The organism is Pseudomonas sp. fls2-241-TYG-175 (genome assembly GCF_030209155.1).
Classification (GTDB): domain Bacteria; phylum Pseudomonadota; class Gammaproteobacteria; order Pseudomonadales; family Pseudomonadaceae; genus Aquipseudomonas; species Aquipseudomonas viridiflava.
The window spans coordinates 59859-86827 of record NZ_JARVSO010000026.1 but is presented as its reverse complement, the minus strand read 5'-3'; the positions used below and the strand labels follow the sequence as shown (position 1 = coordinate 86827).

The following is a 26969-nucleotide window of genomic DNA, read 5'->3' as shown; positions in this document are numbered from 1 at the left end:
AGCATGCCTTGAGTTGTGGCAGAGTGCCAGTCCCGCCGGGCCGGATGGTTTGCCCTGCAGGCCGCATTCGGGTAGCTTTGCGCAACGCGCGATTACAGCCCGACTCCTGCATGAGTGACTCCACTGTGTGCAAACAAGACCCAGCTTCATAGCTGCCCAGGCACACGAGTCTGCTCATTGCCTGTTCTGATTCAAGGCGTGGAACGCTCATGCGGCAAGTCTGAAAGACAAATAAAAGCTTTTTTTCGGTCGGGGCTTTAAGCTCGCGTCCCAGATCGGTCCTTATCACAGACACCAGGTTTTCATTCCATGGCTCAATACGTCTTCACCATGCATCGGCTGAGCAAAGTTGTGCCGCCGAAGCGGGAAATCCTCAAGAACATCTCCCTCTCTTTCTTCCCGGGCGCCAAGATCGGCGTGCTGGGCCTCAACGGTTCGGGCAAGTCCACGCTGTTGAAAATCATGGCGGGTGTCGACACCGAGTTCGACGGCGAAGCGCGCCCGATGCCTGATCTGAACGTAGGTTATCTGCCGCAGGAACCGCAACTCGATCCCACCAAGACTGTGCGTGAAGTGGTCGAAGAGGCGGTCAGCGTCATCAAGGACGCCCAGGCGCGTCTGGACCAGGTCTACGCCGAATACGCCGACCCGGATGCCGACTTCGACAAGCTGGCCGCTGAACAGGCCAAGCTCGAAGCCATCCTGCAGGCCAGCGACGGTCACAACCTGGAGCGTCAGCTGGAAGTCGCCGCCGATGCGCTGCGTCTGCCTGCGTGGGATGCAAAGATTTCCGTATTGTCCGGCGGTGAGAAGCGTCGTGTCGCCCTGTGCCGTCTGCTGCTGTCCGCTCCCGACATGCTGCTGCTCGACGAACCGACCAACCACCTGGACGCCGATTCCGTCGCCTGGCTGGAGCACTTCCTGCACGACTTCTCGGGCACCGTGGTTGCGATTACGCACGACCGTTACTTCCTGGACAACGTCGCGGGCTGGATTCTGGAACTCGACCGCGGCGCCGGTATTCCTTACGAAGGCAACTATTCGGGCTGGCTTGAAGCCAAGTCCGATCGTCTGGCCCAGGAATCCAAGCAGCAGTCGGCCCATGAAAAGGCCATGAAAGACGAGCTGGAATGGGTTCGCAAAGGTGCCAAGGCGCGTCAGTCAAAATCCAAGGCCCGTCTGCAACGCTTCGAAGAAATGCAGTCGCAGGAATTCCAGAAGCGCAGCGAAACCAACGAGATCTACATCCCGGCTGGTCCGCGCCTCGGCGACAAGGTCATCGAGTTCAAGAACGTCACCAAAGGCTATGGCGATCGCGTCCTGATCGACAACCTGTCATTCGCCATGCCCAAAGGCGCCATCGTTGGCGTGATCGGTGGTAACGGTGCCGGTAAATCGACCCTGTTCCGCATGCTGATGGGTAAGGAACAGCCGGATTCGGGCAGCATCGAAATCGGTGAAACCGTGCAACTGGCCTGCGTTGACCAGAGCCGTGACGATCTGGACGGCAGCAAGTCGGTGTTCCAGGCGGTTTCGGATGGTTCGGACGTGATCCGTATCGGCAACTATGAAATCCCGTCGCGCACCTATGTCGGCCGTTTCAACTTCAAGGGCGGTGACCAACAGAAGTTCGTCAAGGACCTGTCCGGTGGTGAACGCGGTCGTCTGCACCTGGCGTTGACCCTGAAAGAGGGCGGCAACGTGCTGCTGCTCGACGAACCGTCCAACGACCTCGACGTTGAAACCCTGCGTTCGCTGGAAGAAGCACTGCTGGACTTCCCGGGCGCGGCCATTGTGATCTCCCACGATCGGTGGTTCCTTGACCGTGTGGCGACCCACATTCTGGCGTACGAAGACGACTCGCAAGCCGTATTCTTCGAAGGCAACTACACCGAATACGAAGCTGACCGTAAAAAGCGTCTTGGCGATGCCGCTGCCCAGCCGCACCGTGTACGTCACAAGAAGCTGGCGTAACCCGGATACAGCAGGAGCGTCGTCTTTGGCGCTCCTGCTGTCTCAGCCTTTGTCCGTTTCGATCAGTACGACCTCGATCACCTGATCGCCCGCCGGTCGTTTCCACAACACCTCGTCGCCCAACTGCGCACCCAGCAACGCGCGGCCCAGTGGCGAACCCCAGTTGATCAACCCATTGGCCGCATCGGCCTGATCTTCACCCACCAGTTGCACACGTTGCTGGCGGTCGTCTTCATCGGCAAATGTCACCCAACTGCCAATCTGCACCTTCTCGGTTGAAAGGGCGGGCGTGACCACCTGTGCGCTTTGCAGGCGCTGGTTGAAGTAACGCAGGTCTCGCTCCAGGTCTGCCAGACGCTGCTTGTCGGCATTGTCGCCCAGCGCCGTCTGGGCGCTGTGCTGCGCCTGAAGATCGCTTACGTGCTGTTGCAGCAATACCAGGCCGTGAGCAGTCACGTAATTGGGCTGTTCGCTGACCGTTCGCTCCACCGGCTGGTTGGCATCGGCGGCGGCGTTGTCTTCGTTTACAAATGCGCGACTCATGAAGTGTCCTCCCTCAATTGGGTTTGGGCCACGGTGAGGCGTGATTGGTTTCGTTGAAATGCCGGCTGCGACGTGCCAATCAGTTCGGGCGGTAGGCTTTTGCGGCGCTGCGGGTCTTTTCCCGCTCCCAGTCGCGGTCGCGATCATTGAAGATCTGCCCCGGATCGAAGCGGCTGCGATTTTCCTGAGAGGCCTGACACTGGCGAAAACCATCGCCCCAGCCTTCTGCGTAGAGCTTGTCCTTGAGGTAGCGCGGTACGTTTTTCTTGAACTCCCCGGTGAACGCACCTGCCGCCGCCTTGCCGCTGCCACATCCGTCCTGATACCCGTCGGCGAAGCCGGGCGGATAACCTTCAGCCAGCATTTGATCACGGGCGGACTGACAACCCGCCAGCCCGATGGCCAGCGACAACAACACCCAATGCAGCTTCATGATGGTTTCCTCTACGTATGAGGAGAGTCTAGAAGCGAATGTGTGAGTTATTTGTAAAAACGACGTGGGGAATGTGTAGTGTCGCTTCGCTATCTGCTGAATGACTCAGGCCGGATCGCTGGTCTGACGGTTGCGCTGCAGTTTTTCACGGCTCCCACAGACGCTCATATCGTTTTCGCCAGTGATATCAATAGTGATACCACTTCACCTCAAGCATCAATTCGTTCTGTGGCGAGCTCATCTGGCTGAATTCGCGTTGGGCGCTCAGGCGCAGGCCTACGTTGCGGGAGAGTTCCCACTGCTGGTTGAGGCTGACGCTGCGGCGTACTTCGCCGTTGGTGAAGTAATCGCCCTTGGCTTCCAGGCTCAGGTTGCCCAGCGGGTTGCGCCACAGCAGGCCGGTGTTGAAACCCGCGGCTGGCGAGATGAATTCCGAAAAGTCATTGTTGTGCTCGACACGCACTGTGCCTAGCGCAAAGCCCAATACCTCTTCGCCCAGTTGCCAGGTGCCGCCCGCGCCGCCGTTGACGTGGCTGACCAGATTTTCATCGCCATGCTTGCCCAGCACACGTTCAAGGCCGCCTGTGACTTGCCATGACCACGGCTTGAGCAGTTCGGTACGGGGTGTCAGTGAACGAATCGTGGCCAGATCAAGTTGCTGGACCTGCCAGTCGTTGCCTTCGTACTGACGCACCTTGAGCTGCAGGATCTCGATCTGAGCGCCGAGCGGGAAGCCGTAGGCGTTGTCGTTCAGGTCGTGATACGCCATGCGCAGGCCGTACTCACCGAACGCCCGGTCGCCGCGTGTGCCCACGCCCAGCTGCCAGGTGCGTGACTCATGTCCGTCTTCCGGCAAACCGGGGCGCTGGATGTCCAGCTGCGGCGGCGGGTTCTGGTTGATGGCCTGCAACAGTTCGAAACTGCGCTGGGAGCGCGCTGCGTCACGCTCCAGGCCGTTGGCACGATAGCGTTCGAGGCGATAGGCAGCGTCCTGAATCAACGCGCGACGCTCTTTGGGCTGTGCCAGATACTGCGGGTCCTGCAGTTGCTTCTGGTCAGCGCTGACTTTCAGCACCCACTGTTGTTCGTCAGCGTTCAGCGGTTCGGCACGGCTCAGCAGTTCGCGTTCGCGAGAGGGGCGGTAATCAATGCTTTCAACCAGTCCCGCGGCCTTGATGGCTTTGACCGTGTCGGTCGGAATGGCCGTCAATCCGAACTGTTCGGTCAGGTGCAGGCCGGGGCGCGCGACCTGCAACAGCTCCAGCAGGCGATACGAGCAGTTTTCGTCGAAGAAGAAGTAGCTGAAGCGAATCTGCTTCAGTTCCCAGACATGCTCGACCATGCGCCCGGTTTCCTCGGGCGTCAGGTTGAGTCGGTATTCCCACAGATCGCGGTTTTCCAGGCTGCGGTATTCCGACAGTTTTTCCTGATACGGCACCAGCGCGAACAGGCCGGGATAGCCGCCCATCAGACCTTTCCAGGCATATAGGATGCTGTTGTCCATGCCTTCGATGTAGGCACCGAAGTTGATCGCGTAACTCAGCAGCGTGGTGTTGTTTGCCTTGGCGCTGGCCGGATCGATGCGCAGCAGCGTGTGGCCGAACATGGAAGACGGACTGTTTAGGTAGGCCGCCGGAAAGATCAGCACGGTGCTGTCCGGGGCCACATCCTTGTACCAGGTCTTGAATTCCTTGCAGTCCAGCACCGGCAGGTCGGTCAGTTTCAACTGATCGCGCAGCCAGCGGGTCCTTGCAGGGTAAACGCACTGTGCGTGGGTCTGTTCGTTGGTGATGGGCGCATAAATGGCGTCGAGCGTCGCGCTCAGTTCAGCCTTGGGGTCATGCGCGCCATCAGCCGCGAGAAAGAATTTGGGGTCGTCAACGTAACTGCGCCAGCCGCCGAGCTTGCCAGCCTCGTAGTGGCCCAGTGAAATCCAGAATGGCTCGTTGGCCAGTTGCTGCAAACGGTCGGCAGCCACACGCGGGGCGGCAGACAAGGGGGCACAGACAAACAGCGCCAGCAAGACAAGACGTTTGAGCATAGAGGGCAACTAGTCAGGGAGAAGAGTCCCGCCCCTCATGAAGAGGGGCGGGCGAACGACTTTAAGCCTGGGTAGCGTACTTGGCCAGGGTTGGATCGTTTTTCAGAACGTTGACGGTGTTGGCGTGAACGTCTTCGGCAGTGGCGTCAGCCTTGCTGAAGATTTGCGAGAAGTGCTCGTGAGTGACAGAGGCGAAACGCGCACGATCTTCCGGTGCGACGCCCAGCACGACCGCGTAGGTGGTCAGTGCTTCGCCCTGGCCCATGGCCATGTCTTTGGAGAGCTCATCCATCATGCCGTTCATGGCCAGCCAGGATTTGCCGCCATAAGTCAGAGCACTGTTGGTAGAGCAGCCGTTGGTGCCGGACGTCATGCCGAAGGTGGCGTTGCCCGAAGTACCGTTGGTAGTGGAAGCCAGGAAGTGAGCGGGAGTGCCGCGTTGACCTTCAAACAGCATGTTGCCCCAACCGCAGTCCGGACCGCCTGGCGCTTGGGCCATGGCGTTGATGGATACAGCGGCGAAGAGCGTTCCTAGAAGAATCCGTTTCATAGCTTTTTTCTCTTTATGGTCAGCCAAGGGTCGAGTTTCTTTCGTGTCACACCAAGCCGGACGGCCATTTTGAGCCATCCGCGCAGTTTTGAGTTTAGGCAGGTTCCAAGGGTTCCGTGAGCTATTGCAGAATATTGCGTAAAACCGCTTTTTTTATTGCACATGAAGCGTCTTTCATGGAAGTGAAAATCTTCAAGACGTCTCTGGCCTTGAAAGCCTGTCTTGCAAGTCGTGTGCAGCGAGCGCCAGAATGCCTGCATCTGCCCCGCCTGATGTAAGGAACACTGATGCCCGATTCTGTCGCAGCCAACCTACGCCTGGCGCCCCACGCGCTGACCCGTCCGTTTTCCGCTGAGCAGTTCAGCTTTTCGACCACCAACGATCTGGAACCCTTTCGCGGTGTGCTCGGCCAGGAGCGAGCGGTAGAAGCCTTGCAGTTCGGGGTCGCGATGCCGCGTCCCGGTTACAACGTATTTGTCATGGGCGAACCCGGCACCGGCCGGTTCTCGTTCGTGAAGCGCTACCTCAAGGCCGAAGGCAAGCGTATGCAGACGCCGTCGGACTGGGTTTACGTGAACAATTTCGACGAGCCTCGCGAGCCGCGTGCGCTGGAGCTGCCGCCGGGCAGCGCGCAATCCTTCATTGCCGACATCGGCGGCCTGATCGATAACCTGCTGGTCACCTTCCCGGCGGTGTTCGAGCACCCCTCGTATCAGCAGAAGAAGAGTTCGATCGATCGTGCCTTCAATCAGCGCTACGACCGTGCCCTGGACGTGATCGAGCGCCTGTCGCTGGAAAAGGACATCGCGCTGTACCGCGACAGCAGCAACATCGCCTTCACGCCAATGGCCGATGGCAAGGCGCTGGACGAAGCCGAGTTCTCGCAACTGCCGGAAGCGGATCGCGAGCGTTTTCATGAAGATATTTCTGCGCTTGAAGAGCGTCTGAACGAAGAACTTGCAAGCCTGCCGCAGTGGAAGCGCGAGTCGAACAACCAACTGCGTCAGCTCAACGAAGAAACCATCACCCTGACCCTGCAGCCTTTGCTGGCACCGCTGTCGGAAAAGTACGCCGAGAACGCCGCCGTCTGCGCTTATCTGCAGGCGATGCAGGTTTACCTGCTCAAGACGCTGGTCGAGCAACTGGTCGATGACAGCAAGACCGACGCTCAGGCCCGCAAGCTGCTTGAAGAGCAATACAGTCCGAGCCTGGTGGTCGGCCACACTCACGATGGCGGCGCACCGGTGGTGTTCGAGCCGCATCCGACCTACGACAACCTGTTTGGTCGTATCGAATACAGCACCGATCAGGGCGCGCTCTACACGACCTATCGGCAGTTGCGTCCGGGCGCACTGCACCGTGCCAATGGCGGCTTCCTGATTCTGGAAGCGGAAAAGATGCTCAGCGAGCCGTTCGTATGGGACGCGCTCAAGCGCACCCTGCAGTCGCGCAAGCTGAAAATGGAATCGCCGCTGGGCGAGTTGGGCCGTGTCGCAACCGTGACCCTGACGCCGCAGGTCATTCCGTGGAACGTCAAGATCGTCATCATCGGTTCGCGTTCGCTGTACTACACGCTGCAGGACCTGGACCCGGACTTCCAGGAGATGTTCCGGGTGCTGGTCGACTTCGACGAAGAAATTCCGATGGTCGACGAAACCCTCGAGCAATTCGCCCAATTGCTGAAAACCCGCACCTCGGAAGAAGGCATGGCGCCCTTGACCGCTGACGCCGTTGCGCGGCTTGCGACCTACAGTGCGCGGCTCGCCGAGCACCAGGGGCGTTTGTCGGCGCGCATTGGCGATCTCTTCCAACTGGTCAGCGAAGCAGACTTCATTCGCCAGCTGGCGAGCGACGACAAAACCGACGCAGGTCACATCGAACGTGCGCTGAAGGCCAAGGCCACGCGCACCGGACGCGTTTCGGCGCGGATTCTCGACGACATGATGGCCGGTGTCATTCTGATCGACACCGACGGTGCGGCCGTCGGCAAGTGCAACGGCCTGACGGTTCTGGAAGTCGGCGATTCTGCGTTCGGCGTGCCGGCCCGCATCTCCGCGACCGTCTATCCGGGTGGCAGCGGTATCGTCGATATCGAGCGTGAGGTCAACCTCGGTCAGCCGATTCACTCCAAGGGCGTGATGATTCTGACCGGTTATCTGGGCAGCCGTTATGCACAGGAATTCCCGCTGGCGATCTCGGCCAGCATCGCGCTTGAGCAATCCTACGGCTATGTCGATGGCGACAGCGCTTCGCTGGGCGAGGTCTGCACGCTGATTTCGGCGCTGTCACGCACGCCGCTCAAGCAGTGTTTCGCGATCACCGGCTCCATCAACCAGTTTGGTGAGGTGCAGGCGGTCGGCGGGGTCAACGAGAAGATCGAAGGCTTCTTCCGGCTTTGCGAGGCGCGCGGTCTGACGGGCGAGCAGGGCGCAATCATCCCGCACGCCAACGTGACCACTCTGATGCTTGATGAGCGCGTGGTGCAGGCCGTACGTGACGGCCAGTTCCATATCTATGCGGTGCGTCAGGCCGATGAAGCCTTGAGCCTGCTGGTCGGCGAGTCGGCCGGTGCGCCGGACGAGCAGGGTGAATTCCCTGAAGGCAGCGTCAATGCCCGTGTGGTCGAGCGGCTGCGCGACATCGCCGAAATGCTCAGCGATGAAGACCTGAAAGAAGAGCTGGAAAAGGAGCCTGCCCAGTTGCAACCTGAACTCAAGGTCTGATGTCATCTTGAGCGGCGCCGGGTGTTCTTCCGAGCATCCGGTGCCCGTTCATCAGGCCCGTTTTCGCAGCCTCACTTTTCTTCTATCCTGTCAGTTGATCGTGGTGGCCAAATGGACTGGCACATTTTCCTGCTGTGGAGGAGGGTGATACCGCTGCTGACAAGGAGCTCGCCATGCCGCGCAGCCTCTGCCTCAACCGTGAATGCCTCGGGCTTATCACCCGAATCGAATGCGTCATCCGGCCGATGTCCGGCGAGGATGGCCTGTGGATGCTGCTGTTCGCCGCAGGAATGTCCGGCGAGCAACCTTCCGCGCTCCGCTCCCAGGGACCGTTCACCAGTCTGGCTGCTGCCCAGTCCATTCTCGAGAGTATTGCCGAAAACCTGCTGCTGGGCGGTTATCGTCCGGCTGATGATGTGCCCATCTGGACGCTGCACATGCAGGCTGAGTTGCGTCGGCTCAACGGCGACCTGTCCCGCTATCAGCGTTCTTCTCCGTTCAAGTTCTAGCCCGTGATTTCTGCGTTATTTTGTCGCACATCTAGAGCCGTCCGTTCCCGCTGATATACTCGCGCGTCTTTTTCCAAAACACTTGCGAGTCTCAATGGAACGTTTCTTCGAAAATGCCATGTATGCATCGCGCTGGTTGCTGGCGCCGATCTATTTCGGTTTGTCCCTTGGGTTGCTGGCGCTGTGCCTGAAGTTCTTTCAGGAAATCTTTCACGTCCTTCCCAACATCTTCAGTCTGGCCGAAGCCGATCTGATCCTGGTGCTGCTGTCGCTGATCGATATGGCGCTGGTGGGCGGTCTGTTGGTCATGGTGATGATTTCCGGCTACGAGAACTTCGTTTCGCAGCTGGATATCGATGAGGACAAGGAAAAGCTCAACTGGCTGGGCACCATGGATTCCTCGTCGCTGAAGATGAAAGTCGCAGCGTCCATCGTGGCGATTTCGTCCATCCACCTGCTGCGCGTATTCATGGACGCCACCAACATCAAGACCGAATACCTGATGTGGTACGTGATCATCCACATGACCTTCGTTATCTCGGCGTTTGCGATGGGTTATCTGGACAAGCTGACCAAACTGGACAAGATGACCAAGCAGTAACCCCACGACTGCTTCAGGCTCATATCCGCCTGCCCCGCGCTTGAATCCGAGCGAGGGGCGGGCGGTTTCGTTTCTGGATTGTTGTTTCGACGTGCTGTAAAAAGTCCGTTGCGATGCTTTCAGCAAACGACGAAAGAGGTTCGATCATGAATTATCAGGAATTTACCGACCATGCCCAGGCTGGCCGGGTCAATGAGCTGAATCTGATCTCGATCGAGGGCGGCATTTACCTAATGGAGGTGCTGATGAACGGCAGCTCAGGGTTGCTCAAGGATCAGGCGGGCAAGATCCTGCACCTGCGCTCGGTCGAACACGCACGCGACTTGCTCAAGAACCTGCCAGTGGTGCCTTTCTATCTGGTCCACTGCGTGGTGCATGACGAGCTGTGCGGCATGCCCGTCAATGACCGTTCCGAGATGCGCATGCCGATCTCCTTTCACTCATCCTGGTCCTGACGCAACGTAGCGCTTCGCCGCGGCGGTAGGGCCTGTCAGGTCAATTGTGCTAGGCTGGCTGCCCTTTTGGTTCGGGGTGCCACCGAGCGGGTCATGATTGCCAGGCTGGTTTTCATGTCCGTCGACAGCGCGCCCCTCTGCGGAGCAGTGTCATGTCCGAAGTCAATCTGTCCACCGACGAAACACGCGTCAGCTACGGCATTGGCCGTCAGTTGGGCGACCAACTGCGCGACAACCCGCCACCGGGCGTCAACTTGGACGCCATCCTGGCGGGCCTGACCGATGCGTTCAACGGTCTGCCGAGCCGCGTAGGTCAGGAAGAAATGTCCGCCAGTTTCAAGGTCATCCGCGAAATCATGCAGGCTGAGGCAGCTGCCAAGGCCGAGAAAGCCGCAGGTGCCGGTCTGGCTTACCTGGCTGAAAACGCCAAGCGTGAAGGCGTAACCACATTGGCCTCGGGTCTGCAGTTTGAAGTCCTGACCGCTGGCACGGGTCCAAAGCCGACGCGTGAAGATCAGGTTCGCACTCACTACCACGGCACGCTGATCGATGGCACCGTGTTCGACAGCTCGTACGATCGTGGCGAGCCTGCCGAATTTCCGGTCGGCGGCGTGATCGCTGGCTGGACCGAGGCGCTGCAACTGATGAACACCGGCAGCAAATGGCGTCTGTACGTGCCGAGCGAGCTGGCTTACGGCGCTCAGGGCGTTGGCAGCATCGCACCGCACAGCGTGCTGGTGTTCGACGTGGAACTGCTGGCCGTTCTGTAACGGCTTCAGGCGGTACGCAAGGTTGCTGAACGAGTCGTCTCGATCCGTTCAGCAACGGGGTTGTGCTGATGTTTCATGCTCAGTGCAACTCGCCTATCGGGCGCAATGCCCGCGCATAACAGAACAGAAACAGATTGCGCACCAGCTCCTTGAGCACCACCGGCTCGCTGGAACTGAGGCTGTAAACATCCAGATCACCCTGATCACGCAACTCCTCAAGCGCTTCCTCTTCCAGTACGGCACACACTTCCCCGGTTTCCCGATGAAGAATTCGCAGATATGGGTGTGGGCGGTCCAGCCATGCATCAATCAAATAAGTCATGTTCCATCTCCTGTATCGGTTTGATGAGAATAATTCTTATTGAGATAATAGCAAGGCTCTATTGAGATTAATTCTCATTTTGTGCCGGGCGGTTGATGTGGGTCAGTGAATGATGACGATCATGCCCAGCTCTGCGCTCATCGTTATACAGAAGTCCGCTAGACGCGCAAAACGGGGGCAAAACGAAAGTGACTGACTGAAAGCATACCCCGTGGGAGGCGGCTTGCCGGCGATGCTTTTCTGAAGCGACCTATCAGTGACTGAACTGACGCCATCGCTGGCAAGCCGCCTCCCACAGTCCGTGGTCGCATCAAGACTCGGGTATAACGCTGAGCACAGGCATTGGCATGATCGGCGTGCCTGAGATCACTCTGATCGTTCCTCACGCGATGGGCACGATCAGTGTCGAGGCAGACTTGTGTATAACGACGAGCGCGGAGCGTGATGGACGATCAGGGGGGGTGATGATTGCGCTCGCGCTCTGAGCAGCGATCAGTGCAACAAAAAGCCCGTCACAAGGACGGGCTTCTTTGTATTGCTGATGCAATCAATGCGTGCGTGCGACTGCAAATTCGCTCAGTTCGACCAGCGCATCGCGGTACTCGCTGGGCGGCAGAGCGTCCAGGCAGGCGATGGCCTTGGCGGCGTAGTCACGGGCCAGTTGTGCGGTGTAATCCAGAGCTCCGGCGCTTTCGACGGCGTTGCGGATGCTTTCCAGATCTTCCAGGCCGCCTTTCTGAATGGCCTGACGAACCAGGGCAGCCTGCTCGGGCGTGCCTTCGCGCATGGTGTAGATCAGCGGCAGGGTAGGTTTGCCTTCGGCCAGATCATCGCCGACGTTCTTGCCCAATGTCTCGGCGTCGCCACGGTAGTCCAGCAGGTCATCCACCAGTTGGAAGGCAACACCCAGATGATCGCCAAAGGTACGCAATGCTTCGGTCTGTTCGGCAGAGGCGCTGCACAGTGCCGCAGCGCTGTGGGTCGAGGCTTCGAACAGCATGGCTGTCTTGCCGCGAATCACTTCCATGTACGTTTCTTCAGTGGTGCTGGCGTCGCGAACCTTGGACAATTGCAGCACTTCGCCTTCGGCGATGACGCGCGTGGCCTTGGACAGGATTCTCATCACATCCATCGAGCCGAGTTCGACCATCATTTCGAAGGAGCGCGAATAAAGGAAGTCGCCGACCAGCACGCTTGGCGCATTGCCCCACAAAGCGTTGGCCGTCGAGCGCCCACGACGCATGCCGGACATGTCGACGACGTCGTCATGCAGCAGGGTGGCGGTGTGCAGGAATTCGATGGTGGCGGCCAGCAGGCGCACATCGTCGCCTTCGCGGCCCAGCGCCTTGCCACACAGCAATACCAGCAGGGGACGCAGGCGTTTGCCGCCAGCGGACGTGATGTAGTCGCCGATTTTCGAGACCAGCGGTACGCGTGACGTCAGTTGCTTTTTGATGATAACGTCAACGGCACTAAAGTCGTCCGCCACCGCGCGGTAGAAGGCTTGGGGTTGCATCAGCGACACGTGCTCCGGAAAGGTTGCGCCGCATGCTAGGTCGCGGGGTAGAGCGTGTCAAGGTATGACGAGCGGCCCCTTGCAACCCATCATAGGCTTGCGTACAATCGCGCACCCTAACTTTCCTGGGCAGCACCTGCCTTACGCAATTGCAAACGGGCCGTTCCAGCCCCATGCAGCCATGCCAGCCGATACTCTTCTTATAAAGAGCTGGGTGAGCAGGATTTTCGGAGAAATACCATGTACGCAGTAATTGTTACCGGTGGCAAGCAGTACAAAGTCGCCCCAGGTGAATACCTGAAAATTGAAAAGCTGGAAATCGCTACTGGCGAATCCGTCACTTTCGACCGCGTTCTGCTGGTTGGCAATGGCGACGACGTCAATATCGGTGCTCCAGTTGTTGCTGGCGCTACTGTCGTGGCAGAAGTGGTTTCGCAAGGTCGTCACGATAAGGTTCGTATCATCAAGTTCCGTCGTCGTAAGCACCACATGAAGCGCATGGGCCACCGCCAGTGGTACACCGAGATCAAAATCACAGGTATTCAGGCTTAATTTCAGCCTAATCCTCATTTGGAGAATTGACTCATGGCACACAAAAAAGCTGGTGGTAGTACCCGTAACGGGCGCGACTCAGAAGCCAAACGCCTTGGCGTGAAGATGTATGGCGGCCAGGCTATCATTCCGGGCAACATCATCGTGCGTCAGCGCGGCACCCAATTCCACGCTGGCTACGGCGTTGGCATGGGTAAAGATCACACCCTGTTCGCGAAAGTGGAAGGCGTGATCAAGTTTCAAGTCAAGGGCGCCTTCGGTCGCCGCTACGTGAGCATCGTTCCGAAGACTGAAGTCTCCGCAGCGTAATCACGCAGTAGCTTAAAAGCCCTGTCTTGCGACGGGGCTTTTTCGTTTGTAGAGGTAGAGAGTCAGGTGAGTCTCTTGCAAAACTGTTTGTGCGGGCTGTTGTGATGTTGACCCCTGGGGTCGCTGGTTTCTGATCGGTATCGCAACGCTCATTTTTGCAAGAGTCTTATGTAATTTATGTGGTTCTGCTCGTCCCTGTGGCGGGAGGCGTGCGTTATGAAATTTGTAGATGAAGTATCCATTCGAGTAAAGGCCGGTGACGGCGGCAACGGTTGCATGAGCTTCCGTCGTGAAAAGTTCATCGAAAACGGTGGCCCCAACGGCGGCGACGGCGGTGATGGCGGTTCGGTCTACATGATGGCTGACGTTAACCTGAACACCCTGGTCGACTACCGTTACACGCGTCACTTCGATGCCGAGCGCGGCTCCAACGGCGGCAGCACCGACTGCACCGGTCGTAAAGGTGAAGAGCTGGTGCTGCGCGTACCGGTCGGCACTACGATCATCGATGCCACCACTCAGGAAATCATTGGCGACCTGACCAAAGACGGTCAGCGCATCATGGTTGCCCAGGGCGGCTGGCACGGTCTGGGCAACACGCGTTTCAAATCCAGTACCAACCGTGCTCCACGCCAGACCACGCCGGGCAAGCCTGGCGATCAGCGTGATCTCAAGCTGGAATTGAAAGTGCTGGCGGACGTCGGTCTGCTGGGTTTGCCGAACGCAGGCAAAAGTACCTTCATTCGCTCGGTGTCTGCCGCCAAGCCGAAAGTGGCCGACTATCCGTTCACGACCCTGGTGCCGAACCTGGGCGTGGTCAGTGTCGATCGCTGGAAAAGCTTCGTGGTTGCCGACATTCCAGGTCTGATCGAAGGTGCATCCGATGGCGCGGGTCTGGGGATTCGCTTCCTCAAGCATTTGGCGCGTACCCGTCTGTTGCTGCACCTCGTCGACATGGCGCCGCTGGATGAAACCAGTGCTGCGGATTCGGCTGAAATCATCGTCAACGAGCTGGTCAAGTTCAGCCCGTCCCTGGCGGATCGTGATCGCTGGCTGGTGCTGAACAAGTGCGACCAGTTGCTTGAGGAAGAGCATGAGGCTCGCAAGCAGGAGATCGTTGATCGCCTGGAATGGACCGGTCCGGTCTACGTGATTTCTGCCATCGCCAAAGAAGGCACCGAGCAGCTGACGCGCGACATCATGCGTTATCTCGAAGAGCGCAGCCTGCGCATCGCCGAAGAGCCTGGTTATGCCGAAGAGCTGGCCGAGCTGGATCAGCGCATCGAAGACGAGGCGCGTGCTCAGTTGCAGGCGCTGGACGATCAGCGTGCATTGCGTCGCAGTGGCGTGAAGAGCGTGCATGACATCGGCGACGATGACTGGGATGAAGAAGATGTGGACGATGAAGACGGTCCGGAAATCATTTACGTCCGTGACTGATCGCTTGAAGTAAACTTGAACGCCGCTACTTTTGTTAGCGGCGTTTTTGTATCCCGAATTTGAAAACTCTCTGGCTAAGGTTGGAAGATGATGCGCAGCAAAGTGACGGGTGCCCAGCGCTGGGTCGTGAAGATCGGCAGTGCCCTGCTGACAGCGGATGGCAAGGGTCTGGATCGAACGGCCATGGGTGTGTGGGTCGAGCAGATGGTGGCGCTGCATGAAGCAGGCGTCGAGCTGGTGCTGGTTTCCTCCGGGGCGGTAGCTGCCGGAATGAGTCGCCTGGGCTGGACTGTTCGACCCAGTGCGATGCATGAGCTGCAGGCGGCTGCCGCCATCGGTCAGATGGGCTTGGTGCAGGCATGGGAATCCAGCTTTGCCGAGCATGATCGGCACACCGCGCAGATCCTGCTGACTCACGACGACCTGTCCGATCGCAAGCGCTACCTGAACGCTCGCAGCACGCTGCGTACTCTGGTTGAGCTGGGCGTAGTGCCGGTCATCAACGAAAACGACACCGTGGTCACCGACGAGATCCGTTTCGGTGACAACGACACGCTTGCGGCGCTGGTGGCCAATCTGGTCGAGGCTGACCTGCTGGTCATTCTTACGGATCGCGACGGCATGTTCGATGCGGATCCGCGCAACAACCCTGATGCGCAGTTGATTTTCGAAGCCCGCGCGGATGATCCTGCGCTGGATGCGGTGGCAGGCGGTACAGGTGGAGCGTTGGGTCGTGGCGGCATGCAAACCAAGCTGCGTGCTGCGCGTCTGGCGGCTCGCTCGGGTGCGCACACCGTCATTGTCGGCGGTCGCATCGAGCGCGTTCTGGCGCGGCTCAAGGGTGGTGAGCGGCTGGGTACGCTGCTGTCACCGGAGCGCGGCATGCTGGCGGCGCGCAAGCAGTGGCTGGCGGGGCATTTGCAGACGCGCGGCACGCTGGTGCTGGACGACGGTGCGGTGTCTGCCTTGGCCAGAGACCACAAGAGTCTGCTGCCGGTCGGCGTCAAGCTGGTGCAGGGCAGCTTCCGGCGCGGCGAGATGGTGGTTTGCGTGGCGCCGGATGGGCGTGAGGTCGCTCGGGGTCTGAGCAACTACAGTGCTGTTGAGGCGCAGAAGATCATTGGGCAGTCGTCCGAGGCCATCGTGCGCGAGTTGGGCTACATGGCTGAGCCTGAACTGATTCACCGCGACAACCTGATTCTCGTCTGAGTCGGGTCATTAACTGGAAGGAAGGCTCGATGCGCGTCATGAAGGGTTTGTTGACTGCTTTGCTGTTCGTGCCTGTGCTGGTCTCGGCAGAAGAGATCGGCCAGGTGTCGACGGTATTCAAGATGGTCGGGCCGAACGACCGGATCGTGGTGGAAGCCTTCGATGATCCTAAGGTGGATGGCGTGACCTGCTACCTGTCGCGTGCCAAGACGGGCGGCATCAAGGGTGGTCTAGGGTTGGCTGAGGATCGGGCGGAAGCGTCGATTGCCTGTCGTCAGGTCGGCCCGATCCACTTCAAGGAAGACCTCAAGGATGGTGATGAGGTCTTCAAGGAGCGCACCTCACTGGTGTTCAAGACCATGCAGGTGGTGCGGTTTTTCGACAAGAAGCGTAATTCGCTGGTGTATCTGGTCTACAGCGACCGCATCATCGAAGGCAGCCCGCAGAATGCGGTGACGGCCATTCCGATCTTGCCATGGTCGCCCGCGCCGGCGCCATGATTGCGGATAGCTCAAGCTGATCGTGCCCATCGCTCTGCGTGAGCATGCATCCCGTGACGCTCTGCGTCACTTCAAGGGCGGACGCGGAGCGTCCTGAGCGGCGTTACCACGCAGGAGCGTGGGAACGATCATGCCCACTTTCAGTGATCTGGTCCCGCTTTCCCGCAGGCAATAAAAAACCGACCCTGAGGTCGGTTTTTCAACAAGCGGATCGCTTAGGCTGCAGCAGCAAGGCTCAGAGCCTTGATGTGACCGTTCAAGCGACCTTTATGGCGAGCAGCTTTGTTCTTGTGGATGATGCCTTTATCGGCCATACGGTCGATAACAGGTACAGCCAGAACATAAGCAGCTTGCGCTTTTTCAGCGTCTTTTGCGTCGATGGCTTTAACTACATTCTTGATGTAGGTACGAACCATGGAACGCAGGCTGGCGTTGTGGCTGCGACGCTTCTCAGCCTGTTTTGCACGTTTTTTGGCGGAAGGTGTGTTGGCCACCGTCGAGCTCCTCGAAAGACTTTGTGAAATAGCAAACAAAATAGGCCGCGAATCATGCCGATGAGTTGAAGTCTTGTCAAGGGCAGTTAAGGTGTTCCGCTGAGTGGTCGCTGCTTTTATCCGGATGATTTATTTCCGGCGTGCGACCTGTAAACTCGCGGCCTTTGGCTTCGGGCTATTTAGCGGCGCGAAGTATCGCATAAATGGACGGCTTAATCGCCCATCCTTTGCCAAGGCATACAAGTCTTTCAATGAATCTACTCAAGTCACTCGCCGCCGTCAGCTCTATCACAATGGTTTCCCGGGTTCTGGGCTTCATCCGGGACACCATCATTGCGCGCACTTTCGGGGCTGGAATGGCGACCGACGCCTTCTTTATCGCCTTCAAACTGCCCAATCTGCTGCGGCGGATTTTCGCCGAGGGAGCGTTTTCCCAGGCATTCGTGCCGATTCTGGCCGAATACAAGAGCCAGCAGGGTGAAGAGGCGACCCGCACGTTCGTGGCTTACGTCACAGGGCTGCTGACGCTCGCTCTGGCACTGGTGACTCTTCTGGGCGTGATCTTCGCGCCCTGGGTGATCTGGGCTACGGCGCCGGGTTTTGTCGACACGCCTGAAAAGTTCGCGCTGACCTCGGATCTGCTGCGGGTGACATTTCCTTATATATTGCTGATCTCGCTGTCCTCGCTGGCGGGCGCGATCCTCAATACCTGGAACCGCTTTTCCGTACCGGCCTTCGTGCCGACCCTGCTCAATGTCAGCATGATCTTTTTTGCGCTGTTCCTGACCCCGTATTTCGATCCGCCGGTCATGGCGCTGGGATGGGCGGTGCTGGCGGGCGGTCTTCTGCAGCTGCTTTATCAACTGCCGCACCTGAAAAAAATCGGCATGCTGGTGCTGCCGCGCCTGAATCTGCGTGATTCAGGCGTCTGGCGTGTGATGAAGCAGATGCTTCCTGCCATCCTTGGCGTCTCGGTCAGTCAGATTTCTCTGATCATCAACACGATATTTGCCTCGTTCCTCGTCGCCGGGTCGGTGTCGTGGATGTACTATGCCGACCGCCTCATGGAGCTGCCGTCCGGAGTGCTGGGTGTTGCGCTGGGTACGATTCTGCTGCCGATCCTGTCGAAAACCTACGCCCAGCGGGATCGTCAGGAGTATTCGCGCATTCTCGACTGGGGCTTGCGCCTGTGCTTCGTACTGGTGTTGCCGTGCACCCTGGCGCTGGGTCTGCTGGCTGAACCGCTGACCGTTTCTCTGTTTCAATACGGCAAGTTCGATGCGCTGGACGCCGCGATGACCCAGCGGGCGCTGGTCGCTTATTCGGTCGGCCTGCTGGGGATTATCTTGATCAAGGTGCTGGCTCCCGGCTTTTATGCGCAGCAGAATATTCGCACCCCGGTGAAAATCGCGATCTTCACCCTCATAGTGACTCAGTTGCTCAACCTGGCCTTCATTGTGCCGTTGCAGCATGCGGGGCTGGCGCTGGCGATCAGTGTCGGGGCGTGTATCAATGCCGGCCTGTTGTTCTGGCAACTGCGCAAACAGGCGCTGTTTCAGCCGCAGCCGGGCTGGACGAAGTTTCTGTTCAAGCTGGTGATCGCGGTGGCGGTCATGTCGGGCGTTCTGTTGGGGATGATGCATTTCATGCCCGCGTGGGATGAAGGACACATGCTGGAGCGTTTTCTGCGCCTTGGCGCGCTGGTGGCAGCCGGTGTCGTGACGTACTTTGCAATGCTTCTGTTGCTGGGTTTCCGGCTTCGGGATTTCGCCCGCAAAGCCATCATGTAAGCAATATTTCAAAGGTGAGCGGTCGTGTTTGCGTGTCATGCGCCGATCGCTTTGATCGGGTCCCGGCGTGTTGCCTGTCGTCCGGGGCCGTGTGTGGTTATAATCGGCCACTTTATGAGCAAGAAGTGCGTTATGCAGCTGGTTAGAGGTCTTCACAACCTGCGTCCCCAGCATCGGGGCTGCGTCGCCACGATTGGCAATTTCGACGGTGTTCACCGGGGCCACCAGGCTATTCTGGCGCGTCTGCGTGAGCGGGCTGTCGAGTTGGGTGTGCCCAGCTGCGTGGTCATCTTTGAACCCCAGCCGCGCGAGTTCTTTGCGCCAGAGACTGCTCCGGCACGACTGGCACGTCTGCGCGACAAGCTCGAACTGTTGAGCGCCGAGGGTGTGGACCGGGTGCTGTGCCTGTCCTTCAATCAGCGCCTGAGGAAACTCAGTGCGGCCAGCTTCGTGGAAACCGTGCTGATCGACGGGCTGGGCATTCAGCACCTTGAAGTGGGCGATGATTTTCGTTTTGGCTGCGACCGGCTCGGGGATTTCGACTTCCTGCAGCAGGCCGGAACGACTTACGGATTTACGGTGGAAGCGGCGCAGACCGTTGAAATCGATGGCCTTCGCGTCAGCAGTACCAAGGTGCGTAAAGCCCTGGCTGCCGCGGATTTTGCCTTGGCCGAGCGTATGCTCGGTCGCCCGTTCCAGATCACCGGACGGGTCTTGCATGGCCAGAAGCTGGCGCGTCAGTTGGGTACGCCCACCGCCAACGTGCAACTCAAGCGTCGTCGTGTGCCGTTGAGCGGGGTTTACCTGGTCAGCGTGGACATCGATGGCAAGGTGTGGGCGGGTGTCGCCAACATCGGCGTGCGTCCTACCGTGGCGGGTGATGGCAGTGCCCACCTTGAAGTGCATCTTCTGGATTTTGCCGGCGACCTTTACGACCGGCGTTTGACGGTGGCTTTCCACCACAAGCTGCGTGATGAGCAGCGTTTTGCCTCTCTGGAGGCGCTCAAGACGGCGATCAATGCGGACGTCGCCGCCGCCCGTGCCCATTGGCATGGTCAACCGCTAACCAAGAGCCTGAAATGACCGACTATAAAGCCACGCTAAACCTTCCGGACACCGCCTTCCCTATGAAGGCCGGCCTGCCCCAGCGCGAGCCGCAAACTCTGCAGCGCTGGGACAGCATTGGCCTGTACCAGAAGCTGCGCGAAATTGGCAAGGATCGTCCGAAGTTCGTCCTGCACGACGGCCCTCCGTACGCCAACGGCAATATTCACATCGGTCATGCCGTCAACAAGATTCTCAAGGACATGATCCTGCGTTCCAAGACCCTGGCGGGCTTCGATGCCCCGTATGTGCCGGGTTGGGACTGTCATGGCCTGCCGATCGAGCACAAGGTCGAAGTGACCCACGGCAAGAACCTGTCCGCGGACAAGACCCGCGAGCTGTGCCGCGCCTACGCTGCCGAGCAGATCGAAGGCCAGAAATCCGAGTTCATCCGTCTGGGTGTGCTGGGTGACTGGAGCAATCCCTACCTGACCATGAACTTCGCCAACGAAGCCGGGGAAATCCGCGCGCTGGCCGAGATGGTCAAGGGCGGTTTCGTCTTCAAGGGCCTGAAACCGGTCAACTGGTGTTTCGATTGTGGTTCGGCTCTGGCCGAAGCTGAAGTCGAATATCAGGACAAGAAGTCCTCGACCATCGACGTCGCGTTCCCGATTGCCGACGAAGCAAAGCTGGCCGCTGCATTCGGCCTTGCTTCGCTGGACAAGCCGGCTTCCATCGTCATCTGGACCACCACTCCTTGGACCATCCCGGCCAACCAGGCGCTGAACGTCCATCCCGAGTTCAATTACGCGCTGGTCGACGTCGGCGACAGACTGCTGGTGCTGGCTGAAGAGCTGGTCGAGTCCTGCCTGTCCCGCTACAAGCTGGAAGGCTCGGTCATCGCGACCACCACTGGCCAGTCGCTGGAACTGATCAACTTCCGTCATCCGTTCTACGACCGCCTGTCGCCGGTCTATCTGGCCGACTACGTCGAGCTGGGTGCCGGTACCGGTATCGTTCACTGCTCCCCAGCCTATGGCGTGGACGACTTCAACATCTGCAAGACCTACGGCGTCAGCAACGACGACATCATCAGCCCGGTGCAGAGCAACGGGGTGTATGTCGAATCGCTGGAGTTCTTTGGCGGCCAGTTCATCTTCAAGGCCAACCAGAACATCATCGACAAGCTGGCCGAAGTCGACAGCCTGATGAACACCGAAACCATCAGCCACAGCTACATGCACTGCTGGCGTCACAAGTCGCCGCTGATCTACCGCGCTACTGCGCAGTGGTTTGTGGGCATGGACAAGCAGCCTGCTACTGGCGACACGCTGCGTGAGCGTGCGGTCAAGGCCATCGAAGACACTCAGTTCGTTCCGGCCTGGGGTCAGGCGCGTCTGCACTCGATGATCGCCAACCGTCCCGACTGGTGCATCTCGCGTCAGCGCAACTGGGGCGTGCCGATTCCGTTCTTCCTGCACAAGGAAAGCGGCGAACTGCACCCACGCACCGTCGAACTGATGGAAGAAGTGGCGCAGCGCGTCGAGAAAGAAGGTATCGAGGCCTGGTTCAAGCTGGACGCCAGCGAACTGCTGGGTGACGAGGCGGCCAAGTACGACAAGATCTCCGACACCCTGGACGTCTGGTTCGACTCTGGCACCACGCATTGGCACGTCCTGCGCGGTTCGCATCCGATGGGCCACGAAAGCGGTCCGCGTGCCGACCTGTACCTCGAAGGCTCCGACCAGCACCGCGGCTGGTTCCACTCTTCGCTGCTGACCGGTTGCGCCATCGACAACCATGCGCCGTATCGCGAACTGCTGACCCACGGGTTCGTGGTCGACGAGAACGGCCGCAAGATGTCCAAGTCGCTGAACAACGTGGTTGCGCCGCAGAAGGTCAACGATTCGCTGGGCGCCGACATCATGCGTCTGTGGGTCTCGGCAACTGACTATTCCGGCGAAATGGCGGTGTCCGACCAGATCCTGCAGCGCAGCGCCGATGCCTATCGTCGTATTCGCAACACGGCTCGCTTCCTGCTTTCCAACCTGTCCGGCTTCAACCCGGCGACCGACCTGCTGCCAGCTGATGAAATGCTTGCGTTGGACCGTTGGGCGGTGGATCGCACCTTGCTGCTGCAGCGTGAGCTGCAGGAGAACTACAGCGAATACCGTTTCTGGAACGTGTACTCCAAGGTCCACAACTTCTGCGTGCAGGAGCTGGGCGGGTTCTACCTGGACATCATCAAGGATCGCCAGTACACCACGGCTGCCAACAGCACGGCACGTCGCTCGTGTCAGACCGCGCTGTTCCACATATCCGAAGCGCTGGTTCGCTGGATCGCGCCGATCCTGGCGTTCACCGCCGACGAGCTGTGGCAGTTCCTGCCGGGCGAGCGCAATGAATCCGTGATGCTCAACACCTGGTACGAAGGCCTGACCGAAATGCCAGCCGACTTCGAAATGGACCGCGCCTACTGGGAGCGGATCATGGCGGTGAAGACCTCGGTCAACAAGGAAATGGAAAACCTGCGCGCGGCCAAGGCCATTGGCGGCAACCTGCAGGCTGAAGTGACCCTGTATGCCGAAGACTCGCTGGTCGCGGATCTGTCGAAGCTGAGCAACGAACTGCGCTTCGTGCTGATCACCTCCACCGCCAGCGTCGCGCCTCTGGCAGCGGCTCCGGCTGATGCAGTGGTGACCGAAGTCACCGGTCTGAAGCTGAAAGTCGTCAAGTCCGGTCACGCCAAGTGCGCCCGTTGCTGGCATCACCGTGAGGATGTGGGTGTGAACCCTGAGCATCCGGAAATCTGCGGTCGCTGCGTGGACAACATCAGTGGTGCAGGCGAGGTGCGTCACTATGCGTGATTCCGCTCCGGGCCGCTTCGGCCGTCTGAGCTGGTTGTGGTTGAGCGTGCTGGTGTTGGTCATTGACCAGGCCAGCAAGTTCTACTTCGAAAACCGCCTGGACCTGTACGAACAGATCGTGGTGATTCCCGACTACTTCAGCTGGATGCTGGCGTACAACACAGGTGCAGCCTTCAGCTTTCTGGCTGACGGTGCCGGCTGGCAGCGCTGGTTGTTCGCCCTGATCGCCGTTGTGGTCAGCGCGGTGCTGGTGGTCTGGCTCAAGCGTCTGGGGCGCGACGACACCTGGCTGGCCATCGCGCTGGCACTGGTGCTGGGCGGCGCACTGGGCAACCTGTATGACCGCATCGTGCTGGGCCACGTGATCGACTTCATTCTGGTCCACTGGCAGAACCGTTGGCACTTCCCGGCCTTCAACGTGGCCGACAGCGGTATCACCGTTGGCGCGATCATGCTGGCGCTGGACATGTTCAAGAGCAAGAAAACCGGAGAGCCTGCCCATGACTGAACAGTCTTCGACCCAAGGCTCGTCCGACGAGCTGCGCATCGGTCAGAACACGCAGGTCACGCTGCATTTTGCCCTGCGTCTGGAAAACGGCGACACCGTCGACAGCACCTTCGAAAAGGCTCCGGCCACGTTCAAGGTCGGTGACGGCAACCTGCTGCCGGGCTTTGAAGCCGCCATTTTCGGCTTCAAGGCTGGCGACCGGAAGACCGTGCAGATCCTGCCGGAAAACGCCTTTGGTCAGCCCAACCCACAAAACGTGCAGATCATGCCACGCTCGCAGTTCGCGGGTATGGAACTGTCCGAAGGGTTGCTGGTGATCTTCAATGATGCGGCCAACACCGAGTTGCCCGGCGTGGTGAAGGTATTCGATGACGAACAGGTCACTATCGACTTCAATCACCCGCTGGCAGGCAAGACGCTGAGCTTTGAAGTGCAGATCTTCGAAGTGAAAGCGATTCTGGCGTCCTGATCCCGATATCGAGCCCGGCTTCGGCCGGGCTGCTTCGCACGTAACCATGAGGCACAGCATGCAAATCAAACTCGCCAACCCCCGCGGCTTTTGTGCCGGTGTGGACCGCGCGATCGAAATCGTCAATCGCGCCCTGGAAGTGTTTGGTCCGCCGATCTATGTGCGCCATGAAGTGGTTCATAACAAATTCGTCGTCGAAGACCTGCGCTCCCGTGGTGCGATCTTCGTCGAAGAGCTGGAGCAGGTGCCGGACGACGTCATCGTCATCTTCAGTGCCCACGGTGTTTCCCAGGCTGTGCGTACCGAGGCGGCAGGGCGTGGCTTGAAAGTGTTCGACGCTACCTGCCCGCTGGTCACCAAGGTCCACATCGAAGTCGCCCGTTACAGCCGTGATGGTCGCGAATGCATCCTGATCGGTCATGAAGGCCATCCGGAAGTCGAAGGCACTATGGGCCAGTACGATGCCGCCAATGGCGGTGCAATCTATCTGGTCGAAGATGAAGCCGACGTTGCAAGCCTGCAGGTGCGCAACCCGGACTCACTGGCGTTCGTGACCCAGACCACATTGTCGATGGATGACACCAGTCGCGTCATCGATGCATTGCGCCAGAAATTCCCGGCTATCGGCGGCCCGCGCAAGGACGATATCTGCTACGCCACGCAAAACCGTCAGGACGCGGTCAAGCAACTGGCCGACGAGTGCGACGTGGTATTGGTGGTGGGCAGCCCGAACAGCTCCAATTCAAACCGCCTGCGTGAGCTGGCCGAGCGGATGTCGACACCTGCCTATCTCATCGACGGTGCCGAAGACATGCAGCGCAGCTGGTTCGATGGCGTCGAGCGCATCGGTATCACCGCAGGCGCTTCGGCGCCGGAAGTGCTGGTGCGCGGCGTGATTCAGCAACTGCAGGCCTGGGGGGCAACCGGTGCCGATGAACTGGCCGGTCGCGAAGAGAACATTACGTTCTCGATGCCCAAGGAATTGCGGGTCAAGTCGCTGCTCTGAATTCGCTCAACTGCACAGTGGCGCATCAGCCTTCTTATCGTCGATCCTGACCCGCCCGGTCCTGGCCACTATCACGCGATAGTGGCTCACCGGCTGGTCTTTGACGCACACATGTATCGTCCCGTTGGCCGAGTTACGCAGGCCGCCCAGCCCGGTGAATGTCAGATGTTCAGCCACTTTCCTGTTGCCGACGATTCGGGTGTCGAGCGACCTCGCGCGCTCGATGAGCAACACGTCCTGATCGTCGGGGCCTTTGCCATCCGTATCGAGAATGATCCGCCAGCCGTTGCTCCAGTCCCCGTCTATTGCATGGATCGTCGTCCACTGATTGCGCGTGATGGCAGCCACTCGTGCCGATCGAATTCCGCTGGCCAGCTCCTGGGCTGCGGCGAGTCTGCGGTTGCTGTCGATCACGCCTGTAAGAGAAGGCATCGCGACGTTGGCAAGAATGGCAACCAGTGCCACGACCACCAGCAGTTCGATCAGCGTGAATCCTGTCTGCTTCATCTGTTTTCCTTCCCTGGAAAGACCGTTTCAAACGCGTCCGGGCGCTCGTCATCGCAAAACAACCGTACGTCCCGCTATAGATTTTCCGACGGCATTGCTGCCTTATAGTCGTAACGTCTAGGAGACACTCAATGCGTCATATAGCCAAGGGATTCAGCCTCATCGAATTGTTAGTCACTGTGTCCCTGGTGGGCATCCTGGCAGCTATCGCGATCCCGAATTTCACCAGCACCCTCCAGAGCAACAAGGCCGATACCGAACTCAATGATTTGCAGCGGGCCCTCAACTATGCGCGGCTCGAGGCGATAAACAGAGGAGTGAGTGTGCGAATCGCTCCGACCACCGGCACTGCGTGGAATACCGAGTTGCAGGTGTATCGAGTCTCCGATGCGGGCACGGTCGCGTCCGACTCGACCAGGGTCTTGCGCAAGGTGGCGGCCATGAGCAGCGGCGGTACGCTGGTGGCGGCCAACGTGAATGCAATCGACTTCAATAACCTGGGCGGGCTCATCGCGCCTGCTACGGCGGTGGCAATGACTTACACCCGAGGCTCCGTCACCAAAACCCTGAATATTTGTCTGACCGGCCGGATCGTCCTCGGTGGAAGCTGCTGATGCCCAATAAACCCCGACGTCGCCAGAGCGGCATGACCCTGATCGAAGTGCTGGTTTCGGTGTTGATCCTGGCCATCGGCCTGCTGGGCGCGGCGGCAATCCAGCTGAACGCCCTGAAATACACGGACAGCGCGGCGATGACCAGTCAGGCCAGCTTTATCGCTTACGACACGATGGATCGCATCCGGGCCAATGTGGACGGCAATTCAGCCAGTACTGGCGGACAAAACGTCCTGGCAACCTATGGCCTCAACAGTCTGTCGGCTGCACCGGCTGCCAATATCAACGTCGCTCGGGATCAGGATCTGTTCGATTTCAAAACCAACATCATCAATTTTGCAGGTGCTACCGGGACAGGGGTGATCAACGTTACCAATGCGCCGGAAGTGACGATCACCATCACCTGGGACGACACGCGTGCCGCGAGCGCCAATACCGTGGCGAACACGGGGACTGCACCCGTCAGTCCTACGACCCGGACGTTTACACTGACCTCACGTATCGGGGTGAATCCATGAGAAGGCTGTCCAGAGGCTTCGGTCTGGTCGAAATCATGGTCGCTCTGGTGCTTGGGCTGGTGGTTAGCCTGGGGATCGTCCAGATATTCACCGCTTCCAGAGCCACGTACCAGAGTCAGAATGCGTCGGCCCGCATGCAGGAAGATGCGCGTTTTGTGTTGAGCAAGATGATTCAGGAAATTCGCATGACCGGCATGTATGGATGCCTGAGTCTCTCCAACGTGACGCCTGTGGCACCTGCGATTGCCCGACCTGCTGCGCTCGATAATCCCATTCTCTGGGACAATGCAAACACCACGCTCACGCTAGTGACCGCTGACGTGGGTACCACGGGTAGCACGCCAACCTGGACCATCATCTCAGACTGCAGAAGCACGACGCAGCTTTACAACGGCGCAAGAGCACCCGCGGCCGGGGAGACGGCCTTTCCGTTGCGGCAACTGGTTTACAGCCTTGTCGGGACCGATTTAAGGATCAGATTCGGCTCGACGGCCGATCAGCAACCGCTCTTGCAGAATGTTGCCAATTTCTCTGTTTCCTTTGGGATGATCGGTAATCCCATGTCCTACAGAACAGCGATAACCCCTGGCAACGCTGGTGACATCCGCAGTGTGCGCATCAGCCTCACATTGCGTGACCCAGACAACCGGGTCGAAGATCAGCAATACAGCGTTGTCGCCTACTTGCGTAACCGCTTTTGAACAG

Annotated in this window: 28 protein-coding genes; 20 read left to right on the top strand and 8 right to left on the bottom strand. The window is 59.0% G+C overall.

Translation table 11 applies throughout. The annotated features are described in order from the left end of the window. Positions 1-309 precede the first annotated feature (309 nt). Positions 310-1974: an energy-dependent translational throttle protein EttA gene (gene ettA, locus QRN20_RS18910; protein WP_285360985.1), complete on the top strand. Its 1665-nt coding sequence runs from the start codon at positions 310-312 to the stop codon at positions 1972-1974. 42 nt (positions 1975-2016) lie between these two features. On the opposite strand, the gene QRN20_RS18905 is transcribed toward ettA, so the two are convergent. The 4 genes from QRN20_RS18905 to QRN20_RS18890 all read right to left on the bottom strand — a co-directional run bounded on the left by QRN20_RS18905 (position 2017) and on the right by QRN20_RS18890 (position 5541). Further along, on the bottom strand, positions 2017-2517 hold the full coding sequence (locus QRN20_RS18905; RefSeq protein ID WP_029243815.1) for a GreA/GreB family elongation factor: 501 nt from the start codon (positions 2515-2517) through the stop codon (positions 2017-2019). Between the two features lie 79 nt (positions 2518-2596). Next, positions 2597-2950: a hypothetical protein gene (locus tag QRN20_RS18900; protein WP_004884043.1), complete on the bottom strand. Its 354-nt coding sequence runs from the start codon at positions 2948-2950 to the stop codon at positions 2597-2599. A 187-nt stretch (positions 2951-3137) separates the two neighbouring features. Continuing rightward, positions 3138-4991, bottom strand: a complete 1854-nt coding sequence (locus QRN20_RS18895; protein WP_088234558.1) for an Lnb N-terminal periplasmic domain-containing protein — start codon at positions 4989-4991, stop codon at positions 3138-3140. A 61-nt stretch (positions 4992-5052) separates the two neighbouring features. Beyond that, a complete protein-coding gene (locus tag QRN20_RS18890) occupies positions 5053-5541 on the bottom strand; it encodes a DUF3015 domain-containing protein (RefSeq protein WP_004884045.1) in 489 nt (162 codons plus the stop codon). A 287-nt stretch (positions 5542-5828) separates the two neighbouring features. Between QRN20_RS18890 and QRN20_RS18885 the strand changes: the two genes are divergently transcribed. The 5 genes from QRN20_RS18885 (at position 5829) to bamJ (ending at position 10599) form a co-directional block, all read left to right on the top strand. Then, positions 5829-8264 carry a Lon protease family protein gene (locus QRN20_RS18885; protein ID WP_285360983.1) on the top strand — a complete coding sequence of 812 codons (2436 nt, stop codon included), beginning with the start codon at positions 5829-5831 and terminating at the stop codon, positions 8262-8264. Between the two features lie 173 nt (positions 8265-8437). Further along, on the top strand, positions 8438-8773 hold the full coding sequence (locus QRN20_RS18880) for a PA4575 family protein (protein WP_025995631.1): 336 nt from the start codon (positions 8438-8440) through the stop codon (positions 8771-8773). 94 nt (positions 8774-8867) lie between these two features. Further along, positions 8868-9374 (top strand): TIGR00645 family protein, encoded by a 507-nt coding sequence (locus QRN20_RS18875; RefSeq protein WP_004884048.1) that lies wholly within the window; start codon positions 8868-8870, stop codon positions 9372-9374. 146 nt (positions 9375-9520) lie between these two features. Continuing rightward, the gene (locus tag QRN20_RS18870; RefSeq protein WP_122413176.1) at positions 9521-9829 is read left to right on the top strand and encodes a DUF6482 family protein; all 309 of its coding nucleotides are present in this window, start codon (positions 9521-9523) and stop codon (positions 9827-9829) included. A gap of 152 nt (positions 9830-9981) precedes the next feature. Beyond that, entirely contained in the window at positions 9982-10599 is a 618-nt protein-coding gene (gene bamJ / locus QRN20_RS18865) for a BamJ family beta-barrel-assembly machinery protein (RefSeq protein WP_004884050.1), read from the top strand. 79 nt (positions 10600-10678) lie between these two features. Here the strand turns inward: bamJ and QRN20_RS18860 are convergent, their stop codons facing one another. Continuing rightward, positions 10679-10921 (bottom strand): PA4570 family protein, encoded by a 243-nt coding sequence (locus tag QRN20_RS18860; protein WP_004884051.1) that lies wholly within the window; start codon positions 10919-10921, stop codon positions 10679-10681. Positions 10922-11468: 547 nt separating this feature from the next. Beyond that, entirely contained in the window at positions 11469-12437 is a 969-nt protein-coding gene (locus tag QRN20_RS18855; protein ID WP_029243818.1) for a polyprenyl synthetase family protein, read from the bottom strand. A gap of 240 nt (positions 12438-12677) precedes the next feature. On the opposite strand from QRN20_RS18855, the gene rplU reads away from it, so the two are divergent. The 5 genes from rplU to QRN20_RS18830 all read left to right on the top strand — a co-directional run bounded on the left by rplU (position 12678) and on the right by QRN20_RS18830 (position 16447). Further along, on the top strand, positions 12678-12989 hold the full coding sequence (rplU, locus tag QRN20_RS18850; RefSeq protein ID WP_002551971.1) for a 50S ribosomal protein L21: 312 nt from the start codon (positions 12678-12680) through the stop codon (positions 12987-12989). 33 nt (positions 12990-13022) lie between these two features. Further along, entirely contained in the window at positions 13023-13298 is a 276-nt protein-coding gene (rpmA, locus tag QRN20_RS18845) for a 50S ribosomal protein L27 (protein ID WP_002551972.1), read from the top strand. Between the two features lie 216 nt (positions 13299-13514). Continuing rightward, the gene (cgtA, locus tag QRN20_RS18840; protein WP_004884053.1) at positions 13515-14738 is read left to right on the top strand and encodes an Obg family GTPase CgtA; all 1224 of its coding nucleotides are present in this window, start codon (positions 13515-13517) and stop codon (positions 14736-14738) included. A gap of 90 nt (positions 14739-14828) precedes the next feature. Further along, on the top strand, positions 14829-15947 hold the full coding sequence (gene proB / locus QRN20_RS18835) for a glutamate 5-kinase (protein WP_058432321.1): 1119 nt from the start codon (positions 14829-14831) through the stop codon (positions 15945-15947). A gap of 29 nt (positions 15948-15976) precedes the next feature. After that, positions 15977-16447, top strand: a complete 471-nt coding sequence (locus tag QRN20_RS18830) for a CreA family protein (RefSeq protein WP_025995626.1) — start codon at positions 15977-15979, stop codon at positions 16445-16447. 215 nt (positions 16448-16662) lie between these two features. On the opposite strand, the gene rpsT is transcribed toward QRN20_RS18830, so the two are convergent. Beyond that, positions 16663-16941 (bottom strand): 30S ribosomal protein S20, encoded by a 279-nt coding sequence (gene rpsT, locus QRN20_RS18825; protein WP_003344603.1) that lies wholly within the window; start codon positions 16939-16941, stop codon positions 16663-16665. A gap of 251 nt (positions 16942-17192) precedes the next feature. Here rpsT and murJ point away from each other — a divergent pair, with 251 nt between their 5' ends. From murJ to ispH, 6 genes are all read left to right on the top strand, one after another. Continuing rightward, positions 17193-18731 (top strand): murein biosynthesis integral membrane protein MurJ, encoded by a 1539-nt coding sequence (murJ, locus tag QRN20_RS18820; protein ID WP_122413177.1) that lies wholly within the window; start codon positions 17193-17195, stop codon positions 18729-18731. A 132-nt stretch (positions 18732-18863) separates the two neighbouring features. Then, the gene (gene ribF / locus QRN20_RS18815; protein ID WP_029243819.1) at positions 18864-19814 is read left to right on the top strand and encodes a bifunctional riboflavin kinase/FAD synthetase; all 951 of its coding nucleotides are present in this window, start codon (positions 18864-18866) and stop codon (positions 19812-19814) included. Continuing rightward, positions 19811-22642 carry an isoleucine--tRNA ligase gene (gene ileS / locus QRN20_RS18810; RefSeq protein WP_122417601.1) on the top strand — a complete coding sequence of 944 codons (2832 nt, stop codon included), beginning with the start codon at positions 19811-19813 and terminating at the stop codon, positions 22640-22642. The genes ribF and ileS overlap by 4 nt, the downstream gene beginning before the upstream one ends. Continuing rightward, positions 22635-23150, top strand: coding sequence for a signal peptidase II (lspA, locus tag QRN20_RS18805; RefSeq protein WP_004884059.1), 516 nt, complete (start codon positions 22635-22637; stop codon positions 23148-23150). Before ileS ends, lspA begins: the two co-directional genes overlap by 8 nt. Next, complete coding sequence (locus tag QRN20_RS18800; RefSeq protein WP_004884060.1) at positions 23143-23619, top strand: FKBP-type peptidyl-prolyl cis-trans isomerase; 477 nt, start codon at positions 23143-23145, stop codon at positions 23617-23619. The genes lspA and QRN20_RS18800 overlap by 8 nt, the downstream gene beginning before the upstream one ends. A gap of 58 nt (positions 23620-23677) precedes the next feature. Next, positions 23678-24625: a 4-hydroxy-3-methylbut-2-enyl diphosphate reductase gene (ispH, locus tag QRN20_RS18795; RefSeq protein WP_004884061.1), complete on the top strand. Its 948-nt coding sequence runs from the start codon at positions 23678-23680 to the stop codon at positions 24623-24625. Positions 24626-24631: 6 nt separating this feature from the next. On the opposite strand, the gene QRN20_RS18790 is transcribed toward ispH, so the two are convergent. Further along, positions 24632-25132, bottom strand: coding sequence for a GspH/FimT family pseudopilin (locus QRN20_RS18790; protein WP_122417602.1), 501 nt, complete (start codon positions 25130-25132; stop codon positions 24632-24634). 131 nt (positions 25133-25263) lie between these two features. On the opposite strand from QRN20_RS18790, the gene QRN20_RS18785 reads away from it, so the two are divergent. Genes QRN20_RS18785 through QRN20_RS18775 form a run of 3 tightly spaced genes read left to right on the top strand, consistent with a single transcriptional unit; the run spans position 25264 to position 26965 of the window. Further along, positions 25264-25746, top strand: a complete 483-nt coding sequence (locus tag QRN20_RS18785; RefSeq protein ID WP_029243822.1) for a GspH/FimT family pseudopilin — start codon at positions 25264-25266, stop codon at positions 25744-25746. After that, positions 25746-26264 (top strand): type IV pilus modification protein PilV, encoded by a 519-nt coding sequence (gene pilV, locus QRN20_RS18780; protein ID WP_122417603.1) that lies wholly within the window; start codon positions 25746-25748, stop codon positions 26262-26264. Before QRN20_RS18785 ends, pilV begins: the two co-directional genes overlap by 1 nt. After that, on the top strand, positions 26261-26965 hold the full coding sequence (locus tag QRN20_RS18775) for a PilW family protein (RefSeq protein WP_122417604.1): 705 nt from the start codon (positions 26261-26263) through the stop codon (positions 26963-26965). Before pilV ends, QRN20_RS18775 begins: the two co-directional genes overlap by 4 nt. Positions 26966-26969: the final 4 nt, after the last annotated feature.